The sequence below is a fragment of the Natronincola ferrireducens genome (assembly GCF_900100845.1).
In the GTDB taxonomy this organism is placed as follows: domain Bacteria; phylum Bacillota; class Clostridia; order Peptostreptococcales; family Natronincolaceae; genus Natronincola_B; species Natronincola_B ferrireducens.
On record NZ_FNFP01000011.1, the window covers coordinates 20,740 to 42,354 of the forward strand.

Sequence of the window (21,615 nt, forward strand, 5' to 3'; positions counted from 1 at the left end):
TTTATTAGTTCAATCCACCACCCAACGGTGGTTCTTTTTTTATCCTATGGTACAATTTCTATAGCAAGCAACTAGATATGCAGGAGGTGTTCAGGATGATGAAATTAAAAGGATACAAAATATATTCATTCGATAGATCGCATATTAAAGATGGGGTTATTGAATCCTCAGATTTACATGAAAATGAGACCACCATTTCAGATAACTTTTTAACCCATGCAATAGAATCTTATAAACAACAAGAATTAAAAGACCAGGAGCTAATTACAGAGATAATTAAAGTGATGTTGCCACAATCAGAGGATAAAGCCAAGGAAGAATGGTTTGATGGACTAGAGTTCCAAGGAAGCAAATATTATGGGTGGTTTGCCACAACTGGTGGAATGAAACAAGAGAAAAATGGTATATGTGAAACGATTTTCGTAAGAGAAGATTTCAGACCCTTTATAGAGGAATTTGAAGATTTAATTTCATTAGGAAAATTTAAAGAAATAGAAGAGAGTAAGGATGAGATCTGCATAAATAAAGATATATTAAGTAGAATTTCCCTAGCAACAAGTAGTAGTTTCATAGCAGGTGATATGCCTAATTTCATTGTATTGCCACAGGCTAGTTATCATATTATTAAAGATTATAAAACCGTTGAAAAGGTTACAAAAAAGGTTGAAGATGAAGAAGGTAAAGAAGAAAGTATAATTGATTATAATTTAGTAGATTATTATCATGATAAAGAAATTGAAGTGTTCGATGGTGGGGGAATAGCAACACCACAAGTATTTAAACAAATTCAAAGATCATTGAAGATCAATTACCCAGTAGAATTTGCCATTATTCGGGCATATGGCATCGGCATCAAAGGAATGATCACTAAATTTGACATTGTTGAATACCTAAGAAAAACCTACAAGGGAGAAACTAAATATTGCAGAATTAAGAATGGTAATTTTGAATTGCTCGATCGCTGGGACGAGTGGCAACCAGTAACAAAGAACACTATATTATTAAATGAAAGCATGGTCAAGTTGGCAAAGTATTTTAAAGGTATGGAAGAGTACAAAAAGAAACTAGATTCAGTAGAGGAAAAATATAAAGGAATTATTAGTAAACTATACGTAACGAAAATTAATAAAGCCGATAGTGAAATCACAGATTATAGGCGTTTGAATTATCAAATATTAACGGCATTAGCATTATCCTATAAAGATTATATAGAACTAGCACAAGAGGATGTAAAAGCGTATCGAAAAATTCTTAAAGCATATGTGAAAGATGAAAATAATCAATGGAAGATTGATATAGATACAATTAGACTGTTTTTTAAAAACATAGTCAAAATGAATAGTGATGATAAGGATGAAGAAGACTTTGAAAAGATGCTACAGGAGCCTAAAAATATAGCAACGAAAGTGGAAGAGTTGTTAAGTATAAGCGAAGATTTTGTTAAATTAAAATATGTCCGTAATGGATTGGCAAGATTAATTGAGAAAAAATGTCGTGAGGTATGCTGTGGCAAGATTACTTGCAAGGCAAAGTACCAGTATATTGCCATTGATCCTATTTCCTATATGAATTTTGCTATGTATAGGAACCAAGGGGAAAATGGACTGGGGGAAGAAGAGTTCTATAGTGCAGATTGTCAAGATGGAGACATGAGAACAGTTGCTCGTAACCCCTTATGTGCATACAGTGAGATACATAATGTGAAATTTGTTAGAAGTGAGTCATTAGATAAGTGGCTATCTCCATGTAGGGAACTAATATATTTTAATCAAAAAAGTGATATATTGGCTCTCATGAGCTCTGCAGATTGTGATGGCGATGCCTGTACTGTCATAGATAATAAAATCATAAAAAATGCAGTAGTTATTCCAAAGGATGGTAAATACTTTATTAATCCAGACGATGGGCATAAGGAAGAAATGGCTTATAATAATGAAAATAGATTTATAGCCACATATAGAGCGGCAGGAAATCTAATTGGTAATATCGCTTTAAAATCTGCAAGTATTAACTCAAATAGCCAACAAACATTAGATTATTATGATACAGAAAGTAAACAGTTTGGTGCATATTCAATGCTGGAAATTGAAACAGAGTATGAGAAAAAAACAGAAGAATATAAGAAGCTAAAAAATGAATATATCAGGGAGAAAAAGAATAGTGGAGAGTGGATCGATATTTTAGATGCATCTGAACAACATAGAGAGCACATAAGACACAGGTTCTATGAAAATGAGAAGGATATATACATTGTTCTGTATAATGCTATGGTTGCCATCGATGCTCCAAAAACATTATATTTTCCCTCACCAGAGGATATGAAAATCATTAATGATAAATATGCTAGAAAAGCAAAGTTTCTGCAGTATAAAGAAAATAGCGAAGATATAGATAATAGGCACTATATATACACCTGGGGTCTTTTGGATAAGGTTGCAGGCAATATCAAAGGTTATCTGTTGGATGAAATAGATGATATAGTGATGAAATGGGATAATCGAGTAGATTTGATTCAGCAAAAATTAATAAATGGAGAATATGACCATGAAAAATATAACGGATGCTTAGGAAAGGTAGAGGTTCTATATAAAAACTATACGGAAGAAAGAGAAGAAGCTAATAAAGAATGTCTCAAGAAGATCAAAAAAGAGAATAAATATAGGCATGAGATGATGGAATTACATAAAAATTGGAGCCAGTGGGAAGAAGATGAACATTGGGCGACTGTCAGAAGATATAAAGAAGATAAATACAATAAATTTAAAGAAATTGATGCTAAATATATTCTAGAAGCAGAGAAGATATTTACAGAATATGACTTGCCGACAATTAGTAATGCTATTGCTAATGTGAAACCATGTACGGAGGACTTCATCATTAATTTATTTTTTTCTGTATTTAAGTTTCTAAATGATACGTTACGAAATGATAGATATGTGTATGTTAAAGACCCTGAAGGGGATATACACTATTTATACGATAATTACAAGAAAATACCAATAAAAAATACTGATAACGATAATATAGTAAAAATGCTACATTTAGAAGAAAAGAAACGATTAAAGGCTATTGATATTATGTCGGATAAATTTAGATGTAAACCCTTAGATATGGAGGTCATTGATATAATAGAGAATGGTAAGGAAGATATAACATTCGATATTGCAGTGAAAGAGAATCAAGTTATATTAATTAAAGATGATATTGAATATGCAAAAGTATTCCCAGATTCAAAATATATCCAGTATGGAGAACATAGTTTATTTAATTGCAGTCAGTTAACGGTTGCTAATATTCTAAAAGGAAAAGTGTCTGATAAAAGCATAGGATTAATTTTAAAGAGTATTGCCATTAATGAATAGGAATTATGTGGCTTCCAGCCACACGTTGGTGGAGAATATAAGAAGGTAACTAAAATATTATTAATATTCATTTTATGGACAGTAAAATAAAATTTGATTTCAACAAGACTGATTAAACTAATTTGTACAGTGGGCAAGTCTAGCATAAGGGCTACACGCAAACAAGTTTGCTAGTATCCCTAATACTAGATGTTCCACACCCACTTTTATGGAAGTCATAAATAGAAAACAAATAAGGGGGACTGTACAAATGAAGGATGATACAATTGTAATTACACAAGAAAGAATGGCTGGTTGGCTTATGTTTAATAGGTTTCACTGTATAGGTATAAAAGAAGATTTGAAAGATAGAAATAGGAAGATTTACATTTTTAAGGATAGTCCTATGCTGAGAAAAGTAATGGGAATCTATAATAAGTATAAAGATAAAATCCCATTTTAAAGGGGGCATATACTTGGAGAGCAAAACAGTGGGAGAGATAGTGGAAGTAGATTCTAATGATTTTTCACCAAAGACAATCACAGAAGCATTTATATATATGCAAAAAGTATGGTATGGAAATGAAATAAGCGAGAGCCAAAAGAATAACATTTATAAATTAGCTCAGTTATTATATTATCCTACAAAAAGTGATATCAATGTACCTATTATTGCAAATATTCCAATGGGACAAGGTAAGTCATGCTTATTGGTTGAATTTGTGAAATTCATGCATGATAATGATCCTGAATTTGGAGCAATCGTTGTAAAGAAAACACTTAAAGAGTGCCACGACTTTTGTATTGATATGGGTATTTATGATAAATATGCTGAGGAATATCTATATGAAAATGATAGAGATAACATGAGAAAAATTTATTATAACTACATTGATAATAATAGCAAAAAGGGAAATGAAGAAAATGATTATATTAATGGACATACAGGTTTTATTGCTAGAACGGTAAGAGGTTTTAATTTTACAGATTGTCAAAAGTATAAAGATTTAAGCCAATTATGGTATTTTGGTAGACCACCTTCTGATTATGTGAATTATGATTATCGCCTATGTCATGGTTGCAGAATACCATGCAGTGCCAGGAAGAGTAAATATGAATGTAATAAGCATAGAATTTTAGCCATTACACATACAAGACTGTTTTTAAGCAACTACATAGATGAATTTTTTGAAGATATTATGTTCTTTGAAAAAGATGGTCAAAAGCTTAGAAGAAAGCTTCTAATAATTGACGAAAAAATAGATATGTGTGACGTTTCAGGAATTACTGAAGCAAGTTTTAAAAAGATACATGAAATTATAATTGATAAATATAACCAGTATGAAGAATTGTTTAAGGAAATTAAAGAGTACTTTGAATCATTAGATTATCCAGAGGATATGAATGAGCCAGTGAAAAAACAAAAGAAATTTTTCCGAGGGGGAGAAGGATTTGCATTTGAACAAGAATTGTTAGATGCTTTTTATAATGATACAACGATAGAACGTGAAAAATATGAAGACTTGCTTACTATTGAAAGGATACTAAATAGTGTTCAAATTACAACAAATATCCCTTGGAGATTTGGAGATAGTAAGGAACGTGCTGAAAAAGAAGGTAGACAATTAACTAGAGCAGTTTCTGAATATCAATATTTAGATTTATTATCCTATAGCAAAGATTTTGAGAAAACCATTATTCTTGATGCCACAGCACACTTGGATTATGATTATTTAAAATCTAATGGAGTCATTTGCAATGAAATTAAGAATGATAAAAGGACAATAAATGTGTTTGTACCCAAAAAAGATGCAAATACATCTAAAAGTAAATTACTGAGGGTAAGTGATAGAGGTTTAAATAATGAAGCTAGAAAAATGGCTTATAAAGCCAACTTGAGAAATCTAGCTTTAGAATGTAGTTCTTTAATGTTAGAAGAAGCAAAGAAAACATTAATAGTGGTTTATAAAGAAATAACAGGTGACAGAGCATATGATTTTAAGGATGATTTCAAACAGGAGCTTAAGGATGTATATGGTGATGAAGGGTATACAGTAATACATCATGGGGAATTTACAACAGGAGTTAATGACTTTTCTAATTGTGAAAGATTGATAATTATGGGACAGTTGAATAAGTCTAGTACATTTTACCAAAATAAATGTCTAGCAGTAGGAAGAAGGATTGATGATGATTCAAAAATACAAAATGTAAGCAATACTGAAATAAATGATTATCTTATTTCTACTATTCAACAAATTGGAAGGACGGCTTTTAGAATAAAAGAAGAAGTGGATATTTATTTTATAGGTAGGAATATTTTGAATCAGATGTTAATTACAGAGATGAAAAGATATTTTCAAGTTAATCTTGATAGTTTCATTAATAGATATTATTTTCAAGAACCAACTAAGCAGGAACTTCTGATAGAAAAAATAAAATCTGAGAACAAGTTTACGCAGGTTGGAGGGATTATAAAACATCAAGTGTTTAAAGAGTATTGTAAACAAATCGGAATGGACGATTCCATATTAAGAAATAAAAACTTCAAAGAAAAATTGAAGGAACTAGGGATTATAAAAAACCCAGATAATAATAGAGAATATATAGTTAGTGTTGATTTATCAAAAGCGTGAAACTCTTATATATATTATATAGGACATTCACACTTTTAATTGTGAGATAAGAAATATATATACCCATTGTCCCCTTGGGGGGAAGATTGTGCAAAAGCGGGGTTTGCTTTTGGGCAATCATAGGGGGGAAGGGTTTGACTTCAAAACATCTCAGTCCCCAGCAAAATACACTGGTGACTGAGAATATTATTATTAATTTTAGAAGGTAGATTAATTTCTATCTTCTTTTTTAATTACCTAAATTTAAGGAGGAAGATGTTAATGAAATCAATTAGAAGAATGAACTGTGAGGAAATGTTGGAATTTATGAAGAAGAATAGATTAATGGAGTTTACTTATACAGATGGAATTAAGATCAGTAGAAATAATCATAGTGGTCTTAATATATCATTTGGTGATGGAGAAGAAATGGATTATAAATTCTACATGAATCTATTGGAAGGATTGGCACAGTCTTAGGATTGTGCCTTAATTACTATTCCTAGAAGGAGGGTAGACAATGGAGATATTAAAAGTTTTAGCATTTGAAACATCGAGGGTGGCTTTAGGGCTATATGGACTTTGTTTAATATATGTTATTTCAACTTGTATAAGTAAGGAAATAGAAAGGCTGGTGAGATGGATTGGAATTCAAAAAAATAAATATAGCAGATCTTAAGCATGCAGAATATAATCCTAGGGTTGATTTGAAACCTGGGGATAGAGAATTTGAGAAAATAAAGAAAAGTATAGAAGAGTTTGGATATGTTGAACCAATTATTGTAAACAGTGATATGACGATTATTGGTGGGCATCAAAGGAGCAAAGTGCTAAAGGAACTAGGCTATACAGGGGTTGACTGTATTGTTATTGAAGTTGATAAGACAAAAGAGAAGGCACTTAATATCGCTCTGAATAAAATTACAGGTGGATGGGATGAAGAAAAACTAAGTCAGTTACTAGATGATTTGAGATTAGAAGAGTATAATGTGGAACTAACAGGTTTTGACTGGTCAGAAGCGGAAAAGTTATTTGATGAGCATATGCCGACAGATGGAAGTGAGAGTGGGGAAAATCCCGATGATGATTTTGAAATTGAATTACCAGAGGAGCCAATATCAAAACTAGGAGATGTATGGATATTAGGGAAACATAGGTTGGTAGTGGGTGATAGCACCAAGGAAGAAGATGTAGAAAAATTAATGAGAGAAGATAGAGCGGATATGGTTTTCACAGACCCTCCATGGAATGTAAACTACGGTGCAGTTAGTGAAGGAAATGCTCAAGGGTATAAGCCTAGAACAATATTAAACGATTTTATGGGAACAGAGGATTTTAAAGAATTTATGAATGGTGCTTTCAAAATAATGAATAAGTTTTCTAAAGAAGGGGCTATGACCTATGTGGTTATGTCAGCACAGGAATGGGGAAATATGATGTTAACACTTTCTATGAATGATTATCACTGGTCATCTACGGTTATATGGAACAAGGATTCATTGGTGCTTTCAAGGAAGTATTACCATACAAAGTATGAGCCGATTTGGTATGGTTGGAAGGAAGGTCAGGCAAGGCTACATCCATTAGGAGACAGAAAGCAGAGTGATGTTTGGGATATTCCTAGACCTAAAGTATCAGAATTACATCCTACAATGAAACCAGTTGATCTTGTAATTAGAGCAATCAAGAACAGTAGTGATATGAAGGATATTGTACTAGACTTATTTGGAGGTTCAGGAACTACACTTATTGCCTGTGAAGAAACTGATAGAATTTGCAGGATGATGGAGCTTGATCCTAAATATGCTGATGTAATTGTAAATAGATATATTGAAAAAGTTGGTAGTAGTGATGATGTAGCTGTTTTAAGAAGTGAAAATAAGATTAATTATAAAAACCTCGAATTCTATAATTGAGATAGTTTCGAGGTTTATAGATGTATAAATTATTCATTTTACCCTTTTAAAATTGTTTAATTTTAATTCTTGATTGCCTTTTTCGATAGCACATGTTACGAAGTCATCAATTAATTTTTTATAGTGTTCCTCAAGTCCTCCATCTAATTTAATTTTGTGCAATAGTGCTGCGGTTCCTCCGATTTTTCTTTTTCCGTTAAAATAAGAATAATTCATATTGTAGTATCCTCCTTGAAAATATCTATAATTAGTATACCCTGAAAAGGGATATTTATTTTCTGTGGGTGGAGAATATATTAAAATCGATTTGTATTGTAAGCAATTAACTTGATTTCATGTATGTTTAATGGAAGTAGAGAGTATGAGGACTGAGTAAAATCAGATCTTTTAAGCTTGTTCATTTCCTTTTGCTAGTGTAAAATAATGGTGAAAGGGGATGGAGATATGTATTCATTAATAGACAGGTATGATTTTATGAAGAAGATGAAAGTTGATGAAAGAATGGTAGATGCTTATAAGGAAAAGATATTACGAACACTAGAAAATAAAACGTATATTCATTTAGCTGATGAATTTACAGGTTTAAGCAATTATTCAATTGAATGTTCTCAGCAAACAGAAGAACAAGAATTGGAAAAGTTCTCTGGAAAACTATCGAAATTCATGGCATATCAAGAAGCATTGCATGACATGGTGACTTCAGGTAAATTAATACCAGTAAAAATTACAAATACATATTCTGTAGGTAGCTTTAATGTAAGAATACATTATGCTATCAGAAACGGTATGAGTACATTGAGTGGAGATAGAGATATTAATATACCTATATTAGAACACAATACATTTATGCTTAAACCTTCACTTATGAATAAGTAGAATTATAGAGCCAATAACAAGGCTCTTTTTTAATACAAGAAAATAGGAAGGTGGTGAAGATTATGGGTAGCAGGAAAGGAATCCCCAATAAAACAACTAGATATGATTCGGACATATTACCTAGACTATCTGACATAAAAGAATGGGTGATACAAGGAGATACAGTAAGGGAGATTTGCAAGAAATTATCTATATCCCATGATACGTGGTATCGTTATTGTAAAGAAAATGAAACACTATCTGAATTGGTAGATATGGGCAGGAGTGTGTTATGCAACGATGTGGAGAAATCTTTATTAAAGCTTTGCAATGGTTATGAGTATGAGGAACTTAAAACTATTGTTGAAGAAGATAAAAATGGAAAGAAGAGAACTAAAATAGAAAAGACAAAACGTCACCAACCACCATCTGCTCAAGCCATTTCATTTTTCCTTAGAAATCGTATGCCAGAGGAATGGTCTGATAAGAAGGAACTTATATTGGATACAAGTCAAAATGAAGAAGCTAGAAAGAAACTCTTTTTAGAAATGATCCAAGAGGATGCTATCGATGCTGAATATTCAGAGGTGGATGAAGAAGATAATAGATTAGACGATCCCCAGGAAGATGAATATACTGATGAGTAGAAACATTATGTATTGAGTTTTTAGGGAGATAAATGCCCTTTTTATTGCAATTATGAGCCTAATTTAGCCCAATTTCACGACATAATGAAGGTTATGTATTGAAATTTATCTTTACTTTCAATGCCTTCAGAGGTATCATGTACACACCAAATATTAATGGAGGTGCTGAACATGGCTTGTATCAACGGTTTTGAAGAATATTTGAAAGGGCAAGATAAAAGTGATGATACCATTTGCTGCTATATTAGAGATACTAAAGCCTTTATCAACTGGTATAATAACCGAACTGGATATGGCTTAGATAAACTAATAGAGCTGGACGCAGTAGAATATAAGAAGCATATGCAAAATGGTACTGACTCAATCATAACAATAAACCGTAAAATTGCAAGTGTTAATGCCTTCTTAGCTTGGCTACACAGGGAAGGGATGGTTGAAAAGGAACTAAGCATCAAACCTATAAAAAATAAGGAAACACACCAATATAAAGGGTTTGAGGATAAGGAGTTAAGGAAGCTTAGGGCAGAGATCCATCGTTTAGGGGATAAGATGCATATAGCAATCATTGAAATACTGCTAGGAACAGGCATAAGAGTAAGCGAATTGGTAGATCTCAAGCTAGATGATATAGAAATATCCGATAGAAAGGGTAAGATATCGGTGCTTGGCAAAGGAAATGCATTAAGAGGTGTTCCTTTGAACAAGGACACTAGAAAAGCCATCACTGAATATCTAGAAGTCAGAAGAGAATCAACCGATGAACATCTATTTATAGGTCAAAGAGGCAACTTAAAGAGAAATGCCATCAATCTAATATTAAAGAAATATGGAGATAGGGTGGGAATAGAAGTAAATCCCCATAAATTAAGGCATAGCTTGGGGTATAAGTTGGTGAAGGAAGGTAAGCCAATCACCACAATCCAACAGATCCTTGGACATGATAATATTCAGACTACAAATATTTACACTTTAACAACTGAAAGGGACAAAGTAGAAGCTTTAGAAGGACTAGAGTGGTAGAAATACCATTCTTTTTTAATGCACTTCTTCAATGGGAGGGGTGCTTCTATTTGTGGAAATATAGCCGTCAGCAAAGGGGGTGAAAATTTTTTTGAAGAGTATGCAGGAAATTACAAAATTATTCCTAATATTATATAGTAAGGCAAAAGTATTAGGAGGAGAAAATGAACACTAAAAGATTAAATAATGATATAAAAAGTTTTTTTGATGTTAAAATTGAAAGCTTTCAAATTTATTACATTTTACGTGATAAGGTTAAGAATGAGTATTTATATAGTACATTTTACTGTAATATGTCTCCAAAGCTAAAAAAAAGCCTACAGGATGAATACAAAAATAAAGTTTATGATTCAATTGATGGGAAGATAGTTGAAAAGTTTGATGTTATCGGTTCTGAAGCTGATTCAATTGAATTTTTAGAATCTAAAATGGTTAATAACCTAGAAAAAATAAAAAATGGACTTAATCCTATAAAAGCTAAAAAAGCCTCGGACATAGATGTAGATATAAATGATATTTGGGGATATGTAGTTGTATTTACAAATGACAAGAAAAAGAAATTATCAATTTTCAGGAAATTTACTACTCCTAAAGCTCTAAATGAAAATAAAAAATTTAGTATTGTAAATGGGAATATTGAAGAATTTAATGAACAAATATTTACATTAGACTTTAAAATCGATGCATTAGAAGTAAATAGCAACATATACATTATCAATAAATATTATTTTGAACTTTTATTTTCTTTCAATGAAGAATATGTAAAATACGTTAAAAATTCATTGGAAAAACTGAAAAGTGAAAAAGTGATAAACAATTTTGATGAGTTCTCTACTAGATGTTTAGAAAGCGGTAATCTAGTTAGAAAATTAGTTTATGTGGTTAATAAAGATAGATTAAAATGGCTTAAAAAGCATATCAAATCAGCACAATCTGTTATAGATGAATATGAACTGAAAGTTAAAATTGAAAACAGCAAAATTGACTATTCAAATAAAGATTGTAATGTATCTGATGTAATGAAACTTATTTGTGGATGTTGTGTAAAAGATGCTGTTGACATGCATAGATATTTTGCAACTAGTGTTAAGGAGGTTAGCTGATCTAAATTAGGTGGTGAATTGATGTTTAAAAAAACAATATACAAAAATAGAATTTTGTTATTTCTAACTTCTTATATTCCTTTATATTTAATTATTATTGTACAGAATAGTAGTTCATTATGGAATAGGGTTACAGAAATATTGGTAGATAAGAGCTTAAGCATTGAAGAAATACTAAGTTCTAAAAGCTCAGTTATTTTAAGTGTGAAAGGTCTCGCATATTTTGTAGAAACTTATATTATAGTGTTTTTCATTTGTTTATCAATAGTAATATTGATTATCATGAAAAAAATGATAGATGGGCTTGAAGAATACAAAGAGGACTACTTTACAGTTACAGTAGTAGATATTAAAAACAAGAGTCATGAATATATAATTTCTTATTTTTCAGTATACATATTTCCATTTATAACCATAAATTTAAGTACAGTATCTGGAGTAATACAATTTGCAATTATGTGGGGAATCATTGGCTATGTATATGTAAAGAACAACCTTATATATATAAATCCTACTTTAAATATTTTATACAAATATAATATTTATGAAGCTAAGATGGAATATATAGATGAAGAAAGTAATGTTATTTTCCATGCAAACATTTTAAGTAAAAAAGATGAAAGTATGTTTACTTCGAATAAAGAAGTATATGTAATTAAGGAAAGTGATAACTTATACATCGAGGGAGGAGGCAATGATAATTAATATAAATATTATAGAATCTGAACGTCAGAACATCTTACTAAAACAATACCTAAACAAATATTTCTCCTCAGACAAGATAGAAGAACTTGTTGGGGAGTTTGCATTTTCAGAACTTCGTAAGTTACTTGGCGAGATGGATATAGAGTTTTTTGCCTTGTGTTATTTCCCTAAATATTTTGACAGGAAGTTTGGGCAGTTTCACAAGGAGCTATTTGAAGAATTAAAATATATGTTAAACAATAAAGGGTTGATTGAAGCTTTTGGACTCCCAAGGGAGCATGGCAAAAGTACAATCAACTCTTTTCTATTTCCCCTCTATTCCACTTTGTATAACAAATCCCAATTTACATTGATTATATCGGCAACAGAACAGATTGCCCTACCATTCCTTGATATGATAAAGGATGAATTAGAGAACAACCAGTTACTAATTGAGGACTTTGGTATTCATAAGGGTAATCGATGGAATAATAATGAAATATGGATTAGGGGTAGGGCTGGATTGGATGCTTGCATAATGATTCGTGGAATTGATGGCTCTCTTAGAGGAATCCATTTTAAACAACATCGACCCCAGTTAGTTCTTCTTGATGATTTATTGAAGGATGATACAGCAAAATCAGAAACGAAAAGGGAACAAGTCAAAAATACCTTTACAGATGTTGTGATTCCCATTGGAACTAGAGATACCAATATACTGGTAGTTGGAACTGTTCTTCATGAGGAAGATTTGATGGCAGATTTATTAAAGGGTAAAATCTCAGGGGTTAGAAGTATAAAGAAAGCAGCTATTATTAATTGGGCAGAAAGGGATGACCTATGGAGTCAGTGGCAAACTAAATATAATGATCTTCAGGATTTGGATAGAATTGAAACTGCCAAGTCCTTTTTTTATGCCCATGAAGAGGAAATGTTGGAAGGAACAGAAATCCTATGGTCAGAATACCTAGACTACTATTATCTTATGTGTAAGAAACAAGCGATGGGGGATAAATCCTTTTATAAGGAGATGCAGAACAATCCACGTAGCAGTGATGATTATATATTCCAAAATATATCTTATTGGGACAAGCTTCCTGAATATGAGGAATTAGAAATTGCTATGTATATTGACCCTGCAATTAAAGCAGGAAAGAGGAACGATTATTCTGCCATTACGATTCTTGGACAGCATAGAAAGACCAATCAAATGTATGTTGTAGATGGTTCTATTTATAAATTACTTCCCGATGATTTATTTTCAGTTGTAGTTGAAAAGCTACAAATATATCCTGTTGAGAAGATTGGATTTGAAGCTACACAGGCACAGAGCTATATGAAACAGAAATTTGAAGAACAGCTATGGCAAAATAAAATATATGTTCCAGTGGATGAAGTAGTGGCGAAGGGGCAAAAACATGAGAGGATTATTACATTGGAGCCTGATATTAAGAAGGGATATATTCTGTTTAATTCTGATAATATTGCCTATAACAATCAAGTGAAGGATTATAATAAAGGAGCCAAACATGATGATGCTCCAGATTCTTTATACGGTGCTGTGCAATTGGTGCAGGGAGTTCAGAAGTTAAAATTTTATGATAGAGGATTATTATTTTAGAGATATATGGTATACTTGTAGAAAAACATGAAAGGTGTGATTGGAGTGCCGATGTATACTTTTGAACTAATCAATAAAGATCCGAGTCTAGATTTAACTTTAGAACTAAACAATATCAATGAAGCTATAAACTATATTTTAGAGGGCAAAAATAGAAGGAACCCAGTATTTATTGATGTTGATAATATAAGAATCAATAGAATTACTCAGTATCGAATGGAACTGGATGTAGAACTAGGAGAAGATGCTAATGATTCATGGAAACAAAAAATTGGTTGGTATTTAGCTAATAAATGTGACATGAGAAATTATTGCAACTCTGCAAATGCAGAAGAAATGTTTAAAATCAGTTAGTAATTACAATGCGATCGGAGCCTATACTTTTATATAGGTTCTTTTTTATTTTTTGAAAGGAGCTGATACTTTGAAAATAACTGAAAAATTAATATTGGAATGTTTAAGTGAGTTGGAGAAAAATTCTACTGATAAAAAGATCTACAAGGAATATTATGAAGGCAGGCATAGTATTTTAAAGAACTATGCCATGCAGGACAGCAGGAGTAATCAAAAACTCATTTTTAATTTTCCTAGAAAATTTGTTGATAATGAGACAGGCTATCTATTAGGTAAGCCTGTTAATTTTGTGTCTAAAACAGATAAAACAGAGATTACTGATTGTATTGACAGAAATACAAGCCATTGGGATAAGGAGCATAATATTAATCTTAGAAAAATGAGCGAGATTTATGGAGAGAGTTATGAGCTGAATTACCTTAATTCTGAAGGGGAATTTTGCTCCTCTATTTTAACACCATTAGAAGCTTATGTATTGGAGGATGGTACTGCTGAGAGGAATGTATTGTTGGCACTTCATAGATTTACAAGGCGATTTGATGAAACGGAGTACTTAGATGTATATACTGATACAGAGATTTTACATTATAAAATTACTACCGATGAAAAGGGTGGTACAGAACTAGGATATATAGACAAACATAACCACATATTCAATCGTGTTCCTGTAATCGTATGCCCTGCCAGCAGTGAGAGGAAAAGTGGATTTCAAGATGTACTGAGTTTATTTGATGCTTATAATGCCCTGAATTCAGACTTAGTCAACGAAATTGCAGATCATAGAAATGCTTACTTGGTGATTGAAAATGCAAAAATTGAAGAAGGAGATTTACTTAAAATGAAATCTATGGGGATTATACAGGTTCCCAAAGGTGGCTCAGTAAAATGGCTGACAAAGGACATCAATGATTCCTTTGTAAAGAATGAACTTGATAATATTGAGAGGAAAATCTATGACATGATGGATGAGGTGAATTTCAATGAAAATTGGGCAAGCAATACTTCCTCTTTGGCACTCAGAAACAAGCTTTTAAATCTTGAAAATAGAGTTGCCATGAGACAAGCATTTATGGAAAAGGTGATTAAAGAAAGACTGAAAAACCTCTTTATCTATGTCAAGAAGAAGGAAGGTAAAACCTTTGACTATAGAGATGTAGCCATTAAATTCACACGTAATTTGCCTACGGATCTTGTAGGCCTTGCAGATGTTGTTGGAAAACTACAAAATATATGCTCTCAAGAAACCCTACTGACCTTATTGCCATTTGTAGAAAATCCCAAGGTGGAGGTGCAGAAATTCAAATCTGAGTTGGAGAAAATTGATTTTGAAACTTCGGGAGATGATGACAATTGAATGGTAATTACAGAGAGGAAATCCTAGAGATAAAAAAGGAAGCCATAGAAAAGGTGAATGATGATGTCAAAGAAGTTTATAGCCAACATAAGGAGGTGCTGGGTGGACTGTTGATTATGCTAATAGATTTATTTGATAGATATTCTAAAGAAGGGAGGTTTCATGCTAATCGATATGAGAGAGAAAAGATATTAAAGGAAGTTAAAGAGACAATTGTTAAAGAAACGAAGCAACTGATAACACGAGATATTCATATTAGCAAGGATGCTTTAGAAGAAATTATTAGAAAGAGTCATGAAGAGCATATGAAGTTATGGGGGAGTAGGGGTAGTACTACACTTACGCCTCTTTTTATTCAAGAGATAATCTTTAGAGACTATAAAGGGAGTACATTCAATAATAGGATCATGGAGAATAAGAAAAAGTTGGCAAATAGACTTTATGTTGAGTTTGATAAAGGATTGAAGAAGCATGCTACATTGGTAGAACTATCCCACAGCATACAAGAGACCTTTAAAAGATCTAATTACGAATCCTACCGTTTACTCATGACAGAACAGGCAAGGGTATTTGAAGAAGTTCAGAGAAATGCATTTCTTATTTCAGAAATGGTGGATAGAGTAATGTGGGTAGCTGCTCTTTGTGAAAATACCTGTCCCTATTGTGAAATGATGGATGGAAGTATTTTTGCAGTAGATGATCCCAATAAACCTGAGATCCCTGCCCATGTATTTTGTCAGTGTTGTTGGGTGCCAGTATAACAGTAGAAATTATCGTTGCCGTAGAGTTACTTTCGTGATGATAGGAAGTAGCTCTTTTTTTATATCTAAAAACATGCGTTTCCAGTTCTTAGAGTTGGAAGGGCAAATTATAAGGAGGATTATTTATTATGACATTGGAAGAGGTAAAAGAGTTTTTACAAAGTGAAGAAGGAAAAAAGGAAGAAGTCATTGCATATTTGCAGGAGATAAATCCATTAACTGTTGCAAGGGTGCAGGAATTCTTAGAAGTAAATCCTGAAGCGAAAAGCTGGATGGATTCCATTAAGGATAAGCATCTATCCAAAGGATTAGAAACTTGGAAAAGTAACAATCTTGAAAACCTAATCTCCGAGGAAATCAAAACTAGATTTCCAGAGAAGGATGAAAAGGAAGTTGAGGTTGAGAAGTTAAGAAGTGAAATTGAACAGATGAAGCAGGAAAAATTAAGGGAATCCTTAACCAATAAAGCCATCAAAATAGCTACAGAAAAGAATCTACCCGTTGAGTTGGTAGATTTTTTTATTGGTAAGGATGAAGAGATGACTGCATCTAACCTTCAAGCATTAGAGAATACCTTTAGTCAATCTGTACAGAAAATGGTAGAGACAAGATTAAAAGGAGAAGGTTATGTACCACCAAAAGATAGTGAAGTCAAATCTGGTAATTTAGAAGGTTTATCGATGGAAGAGTATATCAAAGAGAGAAATAAATAAAATTTGAAAGGGAAAGGTGATATTTTATGGGAAATACAATTTTAACACCATCAATTATAGCAAAGGAAGCATTAATGCAATTAAGAAATAATACAGTTATGGCAAGTTTGGTACATAGAGATTATTCACAGGAGTTTGTGGCTGGTGTGGGTAATACAGTAACCATCAGAAAACCAGCAACATTTGAAGCACAGGAGTTTGATAGAAATACAGGCATTCAGATTCAAGATGCAACGGAAGGTTCTGATACAGTAGTAATGGATAAATTACTAGATGTATCCTTTGAAGTAACCTCTGAACAGTTAACTATGGACATTAAAGATTTCAGTGAACAACTATTAGTTCCAGCAATGCAGGGGTTTGCCAATAAAATAGATCTATATTTACTTGGTTTATATAATGATGTTCCTAATGCCAGTGGTATAGCAGGAACCACTCCAGGTGAAGTAAGTGATATTACTGGAGCTAGAAAAATATTAAATGACAATAAAGTACCTTTTGCAAATAGAAACCTTGTGATTGACACAACAGCAGAGGATAAACTTCTGCAATTACCTACCTTCCATGAAGCTGATAAAGTAGGGGATAATGGTACTGCCATGAGGGAAGCCTCCTTAGGTAGAAAGTTTGGCTTTAATATATTTATGGATCAAAATGTCCTAACCCACAGCAAAGGAACTTTAGCTGGTGATGAAGGGACAATAAAAGTAAAGGGTTCAGTAAGTGCAGGTTCAACTCAATTAGTAATAGATGGGATAAACCTAACAGGAAATCTTATCAAAGGTGATATCCTATCTATTGGAGGCAAGTCCTACGTAATAAAAGAGGATGCTACTGCTGCTAGTAATGAGATCACTGTAAAAGTATATCCTGCTACAACGGATATTGCCGATGATACTGAAGTGATTATTACTGGTAACCATACTGCTAATCTTGCATTCCATAAAAATGCCTTTGCATTGGTAAGTAGACCACTTGCATTACCAAGGGGACTAAGTTCGGAGCAAAAGGCAATCGTCAACTATGATGGATTTGGTTTAAGGGTAATTTATGATTACAATAGTCAATACAAGAAGGATGTTATTTCGATTGATATGCTCTGTGGAGTAAAGACTTTAAATCCTGAATTGGCTTGTAGGTTATTAGGCTAAGAATATTCAAAGTAGGGGTGTGCCTTAGGGTGCATTCCTATTTCTATTTTAAAAGAAAGGGTGATGATATTGAAATGTCCTTATTGTGGGATAGATTACAACAGCAATATTTCATTTGATGCTCATATACAAAATTGTTTCTACAGAGATAACCCCATTAAAAAGCAAGAAAATAAAGTTGAAGAAACACCAGCATATGAGGCTATGAAATACAAGGAGTTAAAAGGCTTGGCAAAGTCTAAGGGAATTAATACGAATAAAATGAAAAAAGAAGATCTGATTCAAGCTATCAAGGAATTGGAGGGGTAAAGTGATGTTGGAATTGATGAAAGAGTTATTAGAAATAGATCTTATCGATAGTACTAAGGATCATGTGCTAAATCACTTTCTAAAAAAGGCTTGTGAGGTTAGCCTTGGTTATTGCAATGTTTCAGAGTTGCCAGATAAATATGATGATACTATAGTTGACTTTGCAGTGTACTTGTATAGAAATAGAAACAATACAGGATTGATTCAAAAACGTGAAGGAGAAAAGAATGCAACTTTTGAGATAGGGGTTCCTGAAGAGATTAAACTTGCATTGCCACCACCTAAAATAAAGGTTGGTGGCTATTAATGTTTTATGATAGAGAAATTAAAATATTAGACAATGAACAACAAGTAGTTAGAAAGATACTTGGAGATTTACAGCCATATCATAAGAATTTTCATTATGAAGATGGCTATGAACTGGAAATTACCCAAAGGGCTTTCTGCGATAGAGAGCCCTTAATACATAAGTATGTAAAGCTAATGATTGGTGATATTCAGTATAAAGTATTGGATATGAAGGTGTGGAGTGATTATTTAGAATTATGGTTATATGAATGTAGAGATTAAAGGAAGGTGGAGTATGTCTAAAAAACTAGAAGAAATCATAGACTTTATGATTGATGAGAAGGGAAGTCCTGTAGAAATTAATAATATGGAAGCTTGGGCATTAATATGGGATGCAACCGATAATGTTCATTATTATAACGATAAGTTTATCAGATGTAAGGAGTTAATTGAAACAGGAGATAAAATATTTCTAATCGATGAAAATCACACTTATCTCATAATAAGTCAAGTGGCATTAAAGGAGAATCATTATAGGGCAAGGCTTAGAAAATGTAACCAGTTACTTCTAAAAGAGATACCAGGGGAAGAAGTAATAGTAGGCTATGATCCAATGGGGAGACCGATTTATGAGTATACTGACCCACAGGATATTTACTTTCCAGCAATTGCAGAGAATAGAGCAATGGATATTAAATCTAATCAACCTATTGTATTGCTGGAAAATGAAATCATGGCTATTTTACAAGACAATATAGAAAATAGAGAGCATTTTATTGAAGATGAAAGATTTAAAGTAGTTGGTAAGGAATACAGAGTAATTGGCGTAGGTAGACTTCAAAATGGCTTGATTACAATAAAGGGTGAATTGGTATAAAGATTATTTGATTTATAAATAAGAAGGGCAGATGTTATTACGAGGTTATTACAAAATTGAGGGGGAATTTCATGGTAAACAAATCAGTAGAATATTTATTAAGTACACATATTTTAAAGGATCTTAAATCTAGAAATTTAATTACAGAAGAAGAGTTTATTGCCATAGATATAGAAAATAAAAAATCCTTTCAAATGGCTAAAAATCAGGGAATTAACTTGATTAGTTAGCGAATGAATTATATCATTGACACACTAAAAAGAATATATTTGAAAGGGTGGTTATATGGAAAAAGTAACAGTTATAAAACCAAAGGTCTATAAAAATTTCAATGGAAAAGCAAAGGATGAAGTAAAAAGAGTAGCAGCCTATTGTAGAGTAAGTACCCATCATGAAGAACAACTTAATAGTTATCAAGCACAAGTATCACATTACACAGCTCTCATTCAGAATAATCCTGAATGGGAGCTGTGTGATATTTTTGCAGATGAAGGGATATCGGGAACCAATTCAGAAAAAAGACCAGAGTTTCAACGAATGATTAAAGAAGCTAAAGCAGGAAAAATTGATTTAATTCTTACAAAGTCCATTTCAAGGTTTGCTAGAAACACAATGGATGTTTTAGAATATGCAAGGATGCTAAGGGGCATAGGAGTAGCGATAGAGTTCGAAAAAGAAAGAATAAATACACTAGAAGCTTCAGGGGAGGTCATGATGACGATATTTAGTTCTTTAGCACAGGAAGAATCAAGAAGTATATCAGAAAACTCTAGATGGGGGATTGTTAAAGGATTTAAAGATGGAAAAGTATTTTGCAATACAACAAGGTTTCTTGGTTATGATAAGGATGAGAATGGAAACCTTGTAGTCAATAAAAAAGAAGCCAGAATTGTAAAGAGGATCTATCAAGAGTACCTAGAAGGAAAAAGTGCTCAAGGAATAGCGAAGGGACTAGAACAGGATGGGATTCCAACAGTAACAGGCAATAAAAAATGGTGGGATAGCACAATAACCTTGATATTAACCAATGAAAAATATTATGGAGCATTGCTTCAACAAAAGACAGTGACAGTAGATTTTTTAACCCATAAGCGAGTAAAGAACCAAGGCTTTGCAGATCAATACTTTATAGAGGAGAACCATGAAGCCATCATTCCTAAGGAAATATGGCAGAGGGTACAGGAAGAAAAAGAAAGGAGGGCACTTCTTAAAAATAACAAAAAAGGGGATAGAGGAAAATACTCCAGCAAATATCCCTTTAGTAGCAAGATCGTCTGTGGAGATTGTAATAATACCTTCAAAAGAAGGATTTGGAATAGCAATAATAAGAGTAAGAAAATTGTATGGCAATGTAAGACTTATATCCAACAGGGAAAAGATGCCTGCCATATGAAAGCAGTAGGGGAGCAGGTGTTAAAGGATGCTTTTGTAAAGGTTTTTAACGATATACAGAAAAATAAAGAGGGTTTTACAAAGACATTGCTGGAGAATATTGAGAAGGTGCTTAAGAAGAGATTTAGGAACAATAGGATAGAGGAAATAGATGAAAATATAGAAAATATAAAGAAGGAGTTAAAAGCCTTAGTCAAGCTACAAACCACTGGAAAAATTGACGGAGAAGTTTACAATGAGGAATATATGAGAATATCCCAAGAACTAGAAACCTTGAGAAAAGAGAAGGGAAAATTTGAAAGGGCAAATGAGGCTGAGGAGGAATATAAGGATAGAGTCAAAGAAATTATTGAAATAGTGGATAGTATGGATAGACTATTAGAAGAATTTAATGATGAAATATTTAATGCCTTGGTTGAGAAGATTGAGATTCTTGAACCAAGGCATTTTGTTTTTGTTTTGAAGAGTGGGGTTAGGGTGGAGGAAATCGTTAAAAATCCCTGAGTTAAGAAGTGATAAAAAAATTGGTGTGAAAATAAATTTCAGTATAGAACTACAAGGCAATATAGTGCTAAAGAAATCTTTTAAACAGCTATATTTTAATATAATTATTT

Annotated in this window: 24 protein-coding genes; 23 read left to right on the forward strand and 1 reads right to left on the reverse strand. The window is 32.4% G+C overall.

Annotated elements, in window-relative coordinates:
- Positions 1-95 precede the first annotated feature (95 nt).
- The 6 genes from BLS22_RS13840 to BLS22_RS13860 all read left to right on the forward strand — a co-directional run bounded on the left by BLS22_RS13840 (position 96) and on the right by BLS22_RS13860 (position 7,872).
- Positions 96-3,362 (forward strand): hypothetical protein, encoded by a 3,267-nt coding sequence (locus BLS22_RS13840; RefSeq protein ID WP_090554812.1) that lies wholly within the window; start codon positions 96-98, stop codon positions 3,360-3,362.
- Positions 3,363-3,612: 250 nt separating this feature from the next.
- Entirely contained in the window at positions 3,613-3,804 is a 192-nt protein-coding gene (locus BLS22_RS13845; protein ID WP_090554813.1) for a hypothetical protein, read from the forward strand.
- Positions 3,805-3,817: 13 nt separating this feature from the next.
- A complete protein-coding gene (locus BLS22_RS13850; RefSeq protein WP_090554815.1) occupies positions 3,818-5,977 on the forward strand; it encodes a hypothetical protein in 2,160 nt (719 codons plus the stop codon).
- Positions 5,978-6,238: 261 nt separating this feature from the next.
- Positions 6,239-6,436, forward strand: coding sequence for a hypothetical protein (locus tag BLS22_RS13855; RefSeq protein WP_090554816.1), 198 nt, complete (start codon positions 6,239-6,241; stop codon positions 6,434-6,436).
- 40 nt (positions 6,437-6,476) lie between these two features.
- Positions 6,477-6,635 (forward strand): hypothetical protein, encoded by a 159-nt coding sequence (locus BLS22_RS15245; RefSeq protein ID WP_176762196.1) that lies wholly within the window; start codon positions 6,477-6,479, stop codon positions 6,633-6,635.
- Positions 6,601-7,872, forward strand: a complete 1,272-nt coding sequence (locus tag BLS22_RS13860) for a site-specific DNA-methyltransferase (RefSeq protein ID WP_090554818.1) — start codon at positions 6,601-6,603, stop codon at positions 7,870-7,872. The genes BLS22_RS15245 and BLS22_RS13860 overlap by 35 nt, the downstream gene beginning before the upstream one ends.
- A 33-nt stretch (positions 7,873-7,905) precedes the next feature.
- Here BLS22_RS13860 and BLS22_RS13865 read toward each other — a convergent pair whose 3' ends face one another.
- Entirely contained in the window at positions 7,906-8,088 is a 183-nt protein-coding gene (locus BLS22_RS13865) for a hypothetical protein (protein ID WP_090554819.1), read from the reverse strand.
- Positions 8,089-8,316: 228 nt separating this feature from the next.
- On the opposite strand from BLS22_RS13865, the gene BLS22_RS13870 reads away from it, so the two are divergent.
- The 17 genes from BLS22_RS13870 to BLS22_RS13945 all read left to right on the forward strand — a co-directional run bounded on the left by BLS22_RS13870 (position 8,317) and on the right by BLS22_RS13945 (position 21,505).
- The gene (locus tag BLS22_RS13870; protein WP_090554822.1) at positions 8,317-8,748 is read left to right on the forward strand and encodes a hypothetical protein; all 432 of its coding nucleotides are present in this window, start codon (positions 8,317-8,319) and stop codon (positions 8,746-8,748) included.
- A gap of 62 nt (positions 8,749-8,810) precedes the next feature.
- Entirely contained in the window at positions 8,811-9,374 is a 564-nt protein-coding gene (locus BLS22_RS13875; protein ID WP_090554824.1) for a helix-turn-helix domain-containing protein, read from the forward strand.
- A gap of 171 nt (positions 9,375-9,545) precedes the next feature.
- Positions 9,546-10,394 (forward strand): tyrosine-type recombinase/integrase, encoded by an 849-nt coding sequence (locus BLS22_RS13880; RefSeq protein ID WP_090554826.1) that lies wholly within the window; start codon positions 9,546-9,548, stop codon positions 10,392-10,394.
- Between the two features lie 164 nt (positions 10,395-10,558).
- Positions 10,559-11,497 (forward strand): Kiwa anti-phage protein KwaB-like domain-containing protein, encoded by a 939-nt coding sequence (locus BLS22_RS13885; RefSeq protein ID WP_090554828.1) that lies wholly within the window; start codon positions 10,559-10,561, stop codon positions 11,495-11,497.
- Between the two features lie 21 nt (positions 11,498-11,518).
- Positions 11,519-12,202 (forward strand): hypothetical protein, encoded by a 684-nt coding sequence (locus tag BLS22_RS13890; protein WP_090554829.1) that lies wholly within the window; start codon positions 11,519-11,521, stop codon positions 12,200-12,202.
- Positions 12,192-13,802 (forward strand): phage terminase large subunit, encoded by a 1,611-nt coding sequence (gene terL, locus BLS22_RS13895; RefSeq protein ID WP_090554831.1) that lies wholly within the window; start codon positions 12,192-12,194, stop codon positions 13,800-13,802. Before BLS22_RS13890 ends, terL begins: the two co-directional genes overlap by 11 nt.
- Positions 13,803-13,847: 45 nt before the next feature.
- Positions 13,848-14,156 (forward strand): hypothetical protein, encoded by a 309-nt coding sequence (locus BLS22_RS13900; protein ID WP_176762197.1) that lies wholly within the window; start codon positions 13,848-13,850, stop codon positions 14,154-14,156.
- Between the two features lie 70 nt (positions 14,157-14,226).
- Entirely contained in the window at positions 14,227-15,510 is a 1,284-nt protein-coding gene (locus BLS22_RS13905; protein ID WP_090554835.1) for a phage portal protein, read from the forward strand.
- The gene (locus tag BLS22_RS13910) at positions 15,507-16,271 is read left to right on the forward strand and encodes a minor capsid protein (protein ID WP_090554837.1); all 765 of its coding nucleotides are present in this window, start codon (positions 15,507-15,509) and stop codon (positions 16,269-16,271) included. The genes BLS22_RS13905 and BLS22_RS13910 overlap by 4 nt, the downstream gene beginning before the upstream one ends.
- Before the next feature lie 128 nt (positions 16,272-16,399).
- Entirely contained in the window at positions 16,400-16,984 is a 585-nt protein-coding gene (locus BLS22_RS13915) for a DUF4355 domain-containing protein (protein WP_090554839.1), read from the forward strand.
- Positions 16,985-17,010: 26 nt separating this feature from the next.
- Positions 17,011-18,135 carry a major capsid protein gene (locus BLS22_RS13920; protein WP_090554841.1) on the forward strand — a complete coding sequence of 375 codons (1,125 nt, stop codon included), beginning with the start codon at positions 17,011-17,013 and terminating at the stop codon, positions 18,133-18,135.
- A gap of 69 nt (positions 18,136-18,204) precedes the next feature.
- The gene (locus tag BLS22_RS13925; RefSeq protein ID WP_176762198.1) at positions 18,205-18,444 is read left to right on the forward strand and encodes a Rho termination factor N-terminal domain-containing protein; all 240 of its coding nucleotides are present in this window, start codon (positions 18,205-18,207) and stop codon (positions 18,442-18,444) included.
- 4 nt (positions 18,445-18,448) lie between these two features.
- Positions 18,449-18,751, forward strand: coding sequence for a phage head-tail connector protein (locus BLS22_RS13930; RefSeq protein WP_090554888.1), 303 nt, complete (start codon positions 18,449-18,451; stop codon positions 18,749-18,751).
- Complete coding sequence (locus BLS22_RS13935) at positions 18,751-19,014, forward strand: hypothetical protein (protein WP_090554845.1); 264 nt, start codon at positions 18,751-18,753, stop codon at positions 19,012-19,014. The genes BLS22_RS13930 and BLS22_RS13935 overlap by 1 nt, the downstream gene beginning before the upstream one ends.
- Positions 19,015-19,027: 13 nt before the next feature.
- A complete protein-coding gene (locus tag BLS22_RS13940) occupies positions 19,028-19,609 on the forward strand; it encodes a hypothetical protein (protein WP_090554847.1) in 582 nt (193 codons plus the stop codon).
- A gap of 71 nt (positions 19,610-19,680) precedes the next feature.
- Positions 19,681-19,839, forward strand: coding sequence for an SHOCT domain-containing protein (locus BLS22_RS15250; RefSeq protein ID WP_176762199.1), 159 nt, complete (start codon positions 19,681-19,683; stop codon positions 19,837-19,839).
- A 55-nt stretch (positions 19,840-19,894) separates the two neighbouring features.
- Positions 19,895-21,505, forward strand: a complete 1,611-nt coding sequence (locus BLS22_RS13945; protein WP_090554849.1) for a recombinase family protein — start codon at positions 19,895-19,897, stop codon at positions 21,503-21,505.
- Positions 21,506-21,615 lie beyond the last annotated feature (110 nt).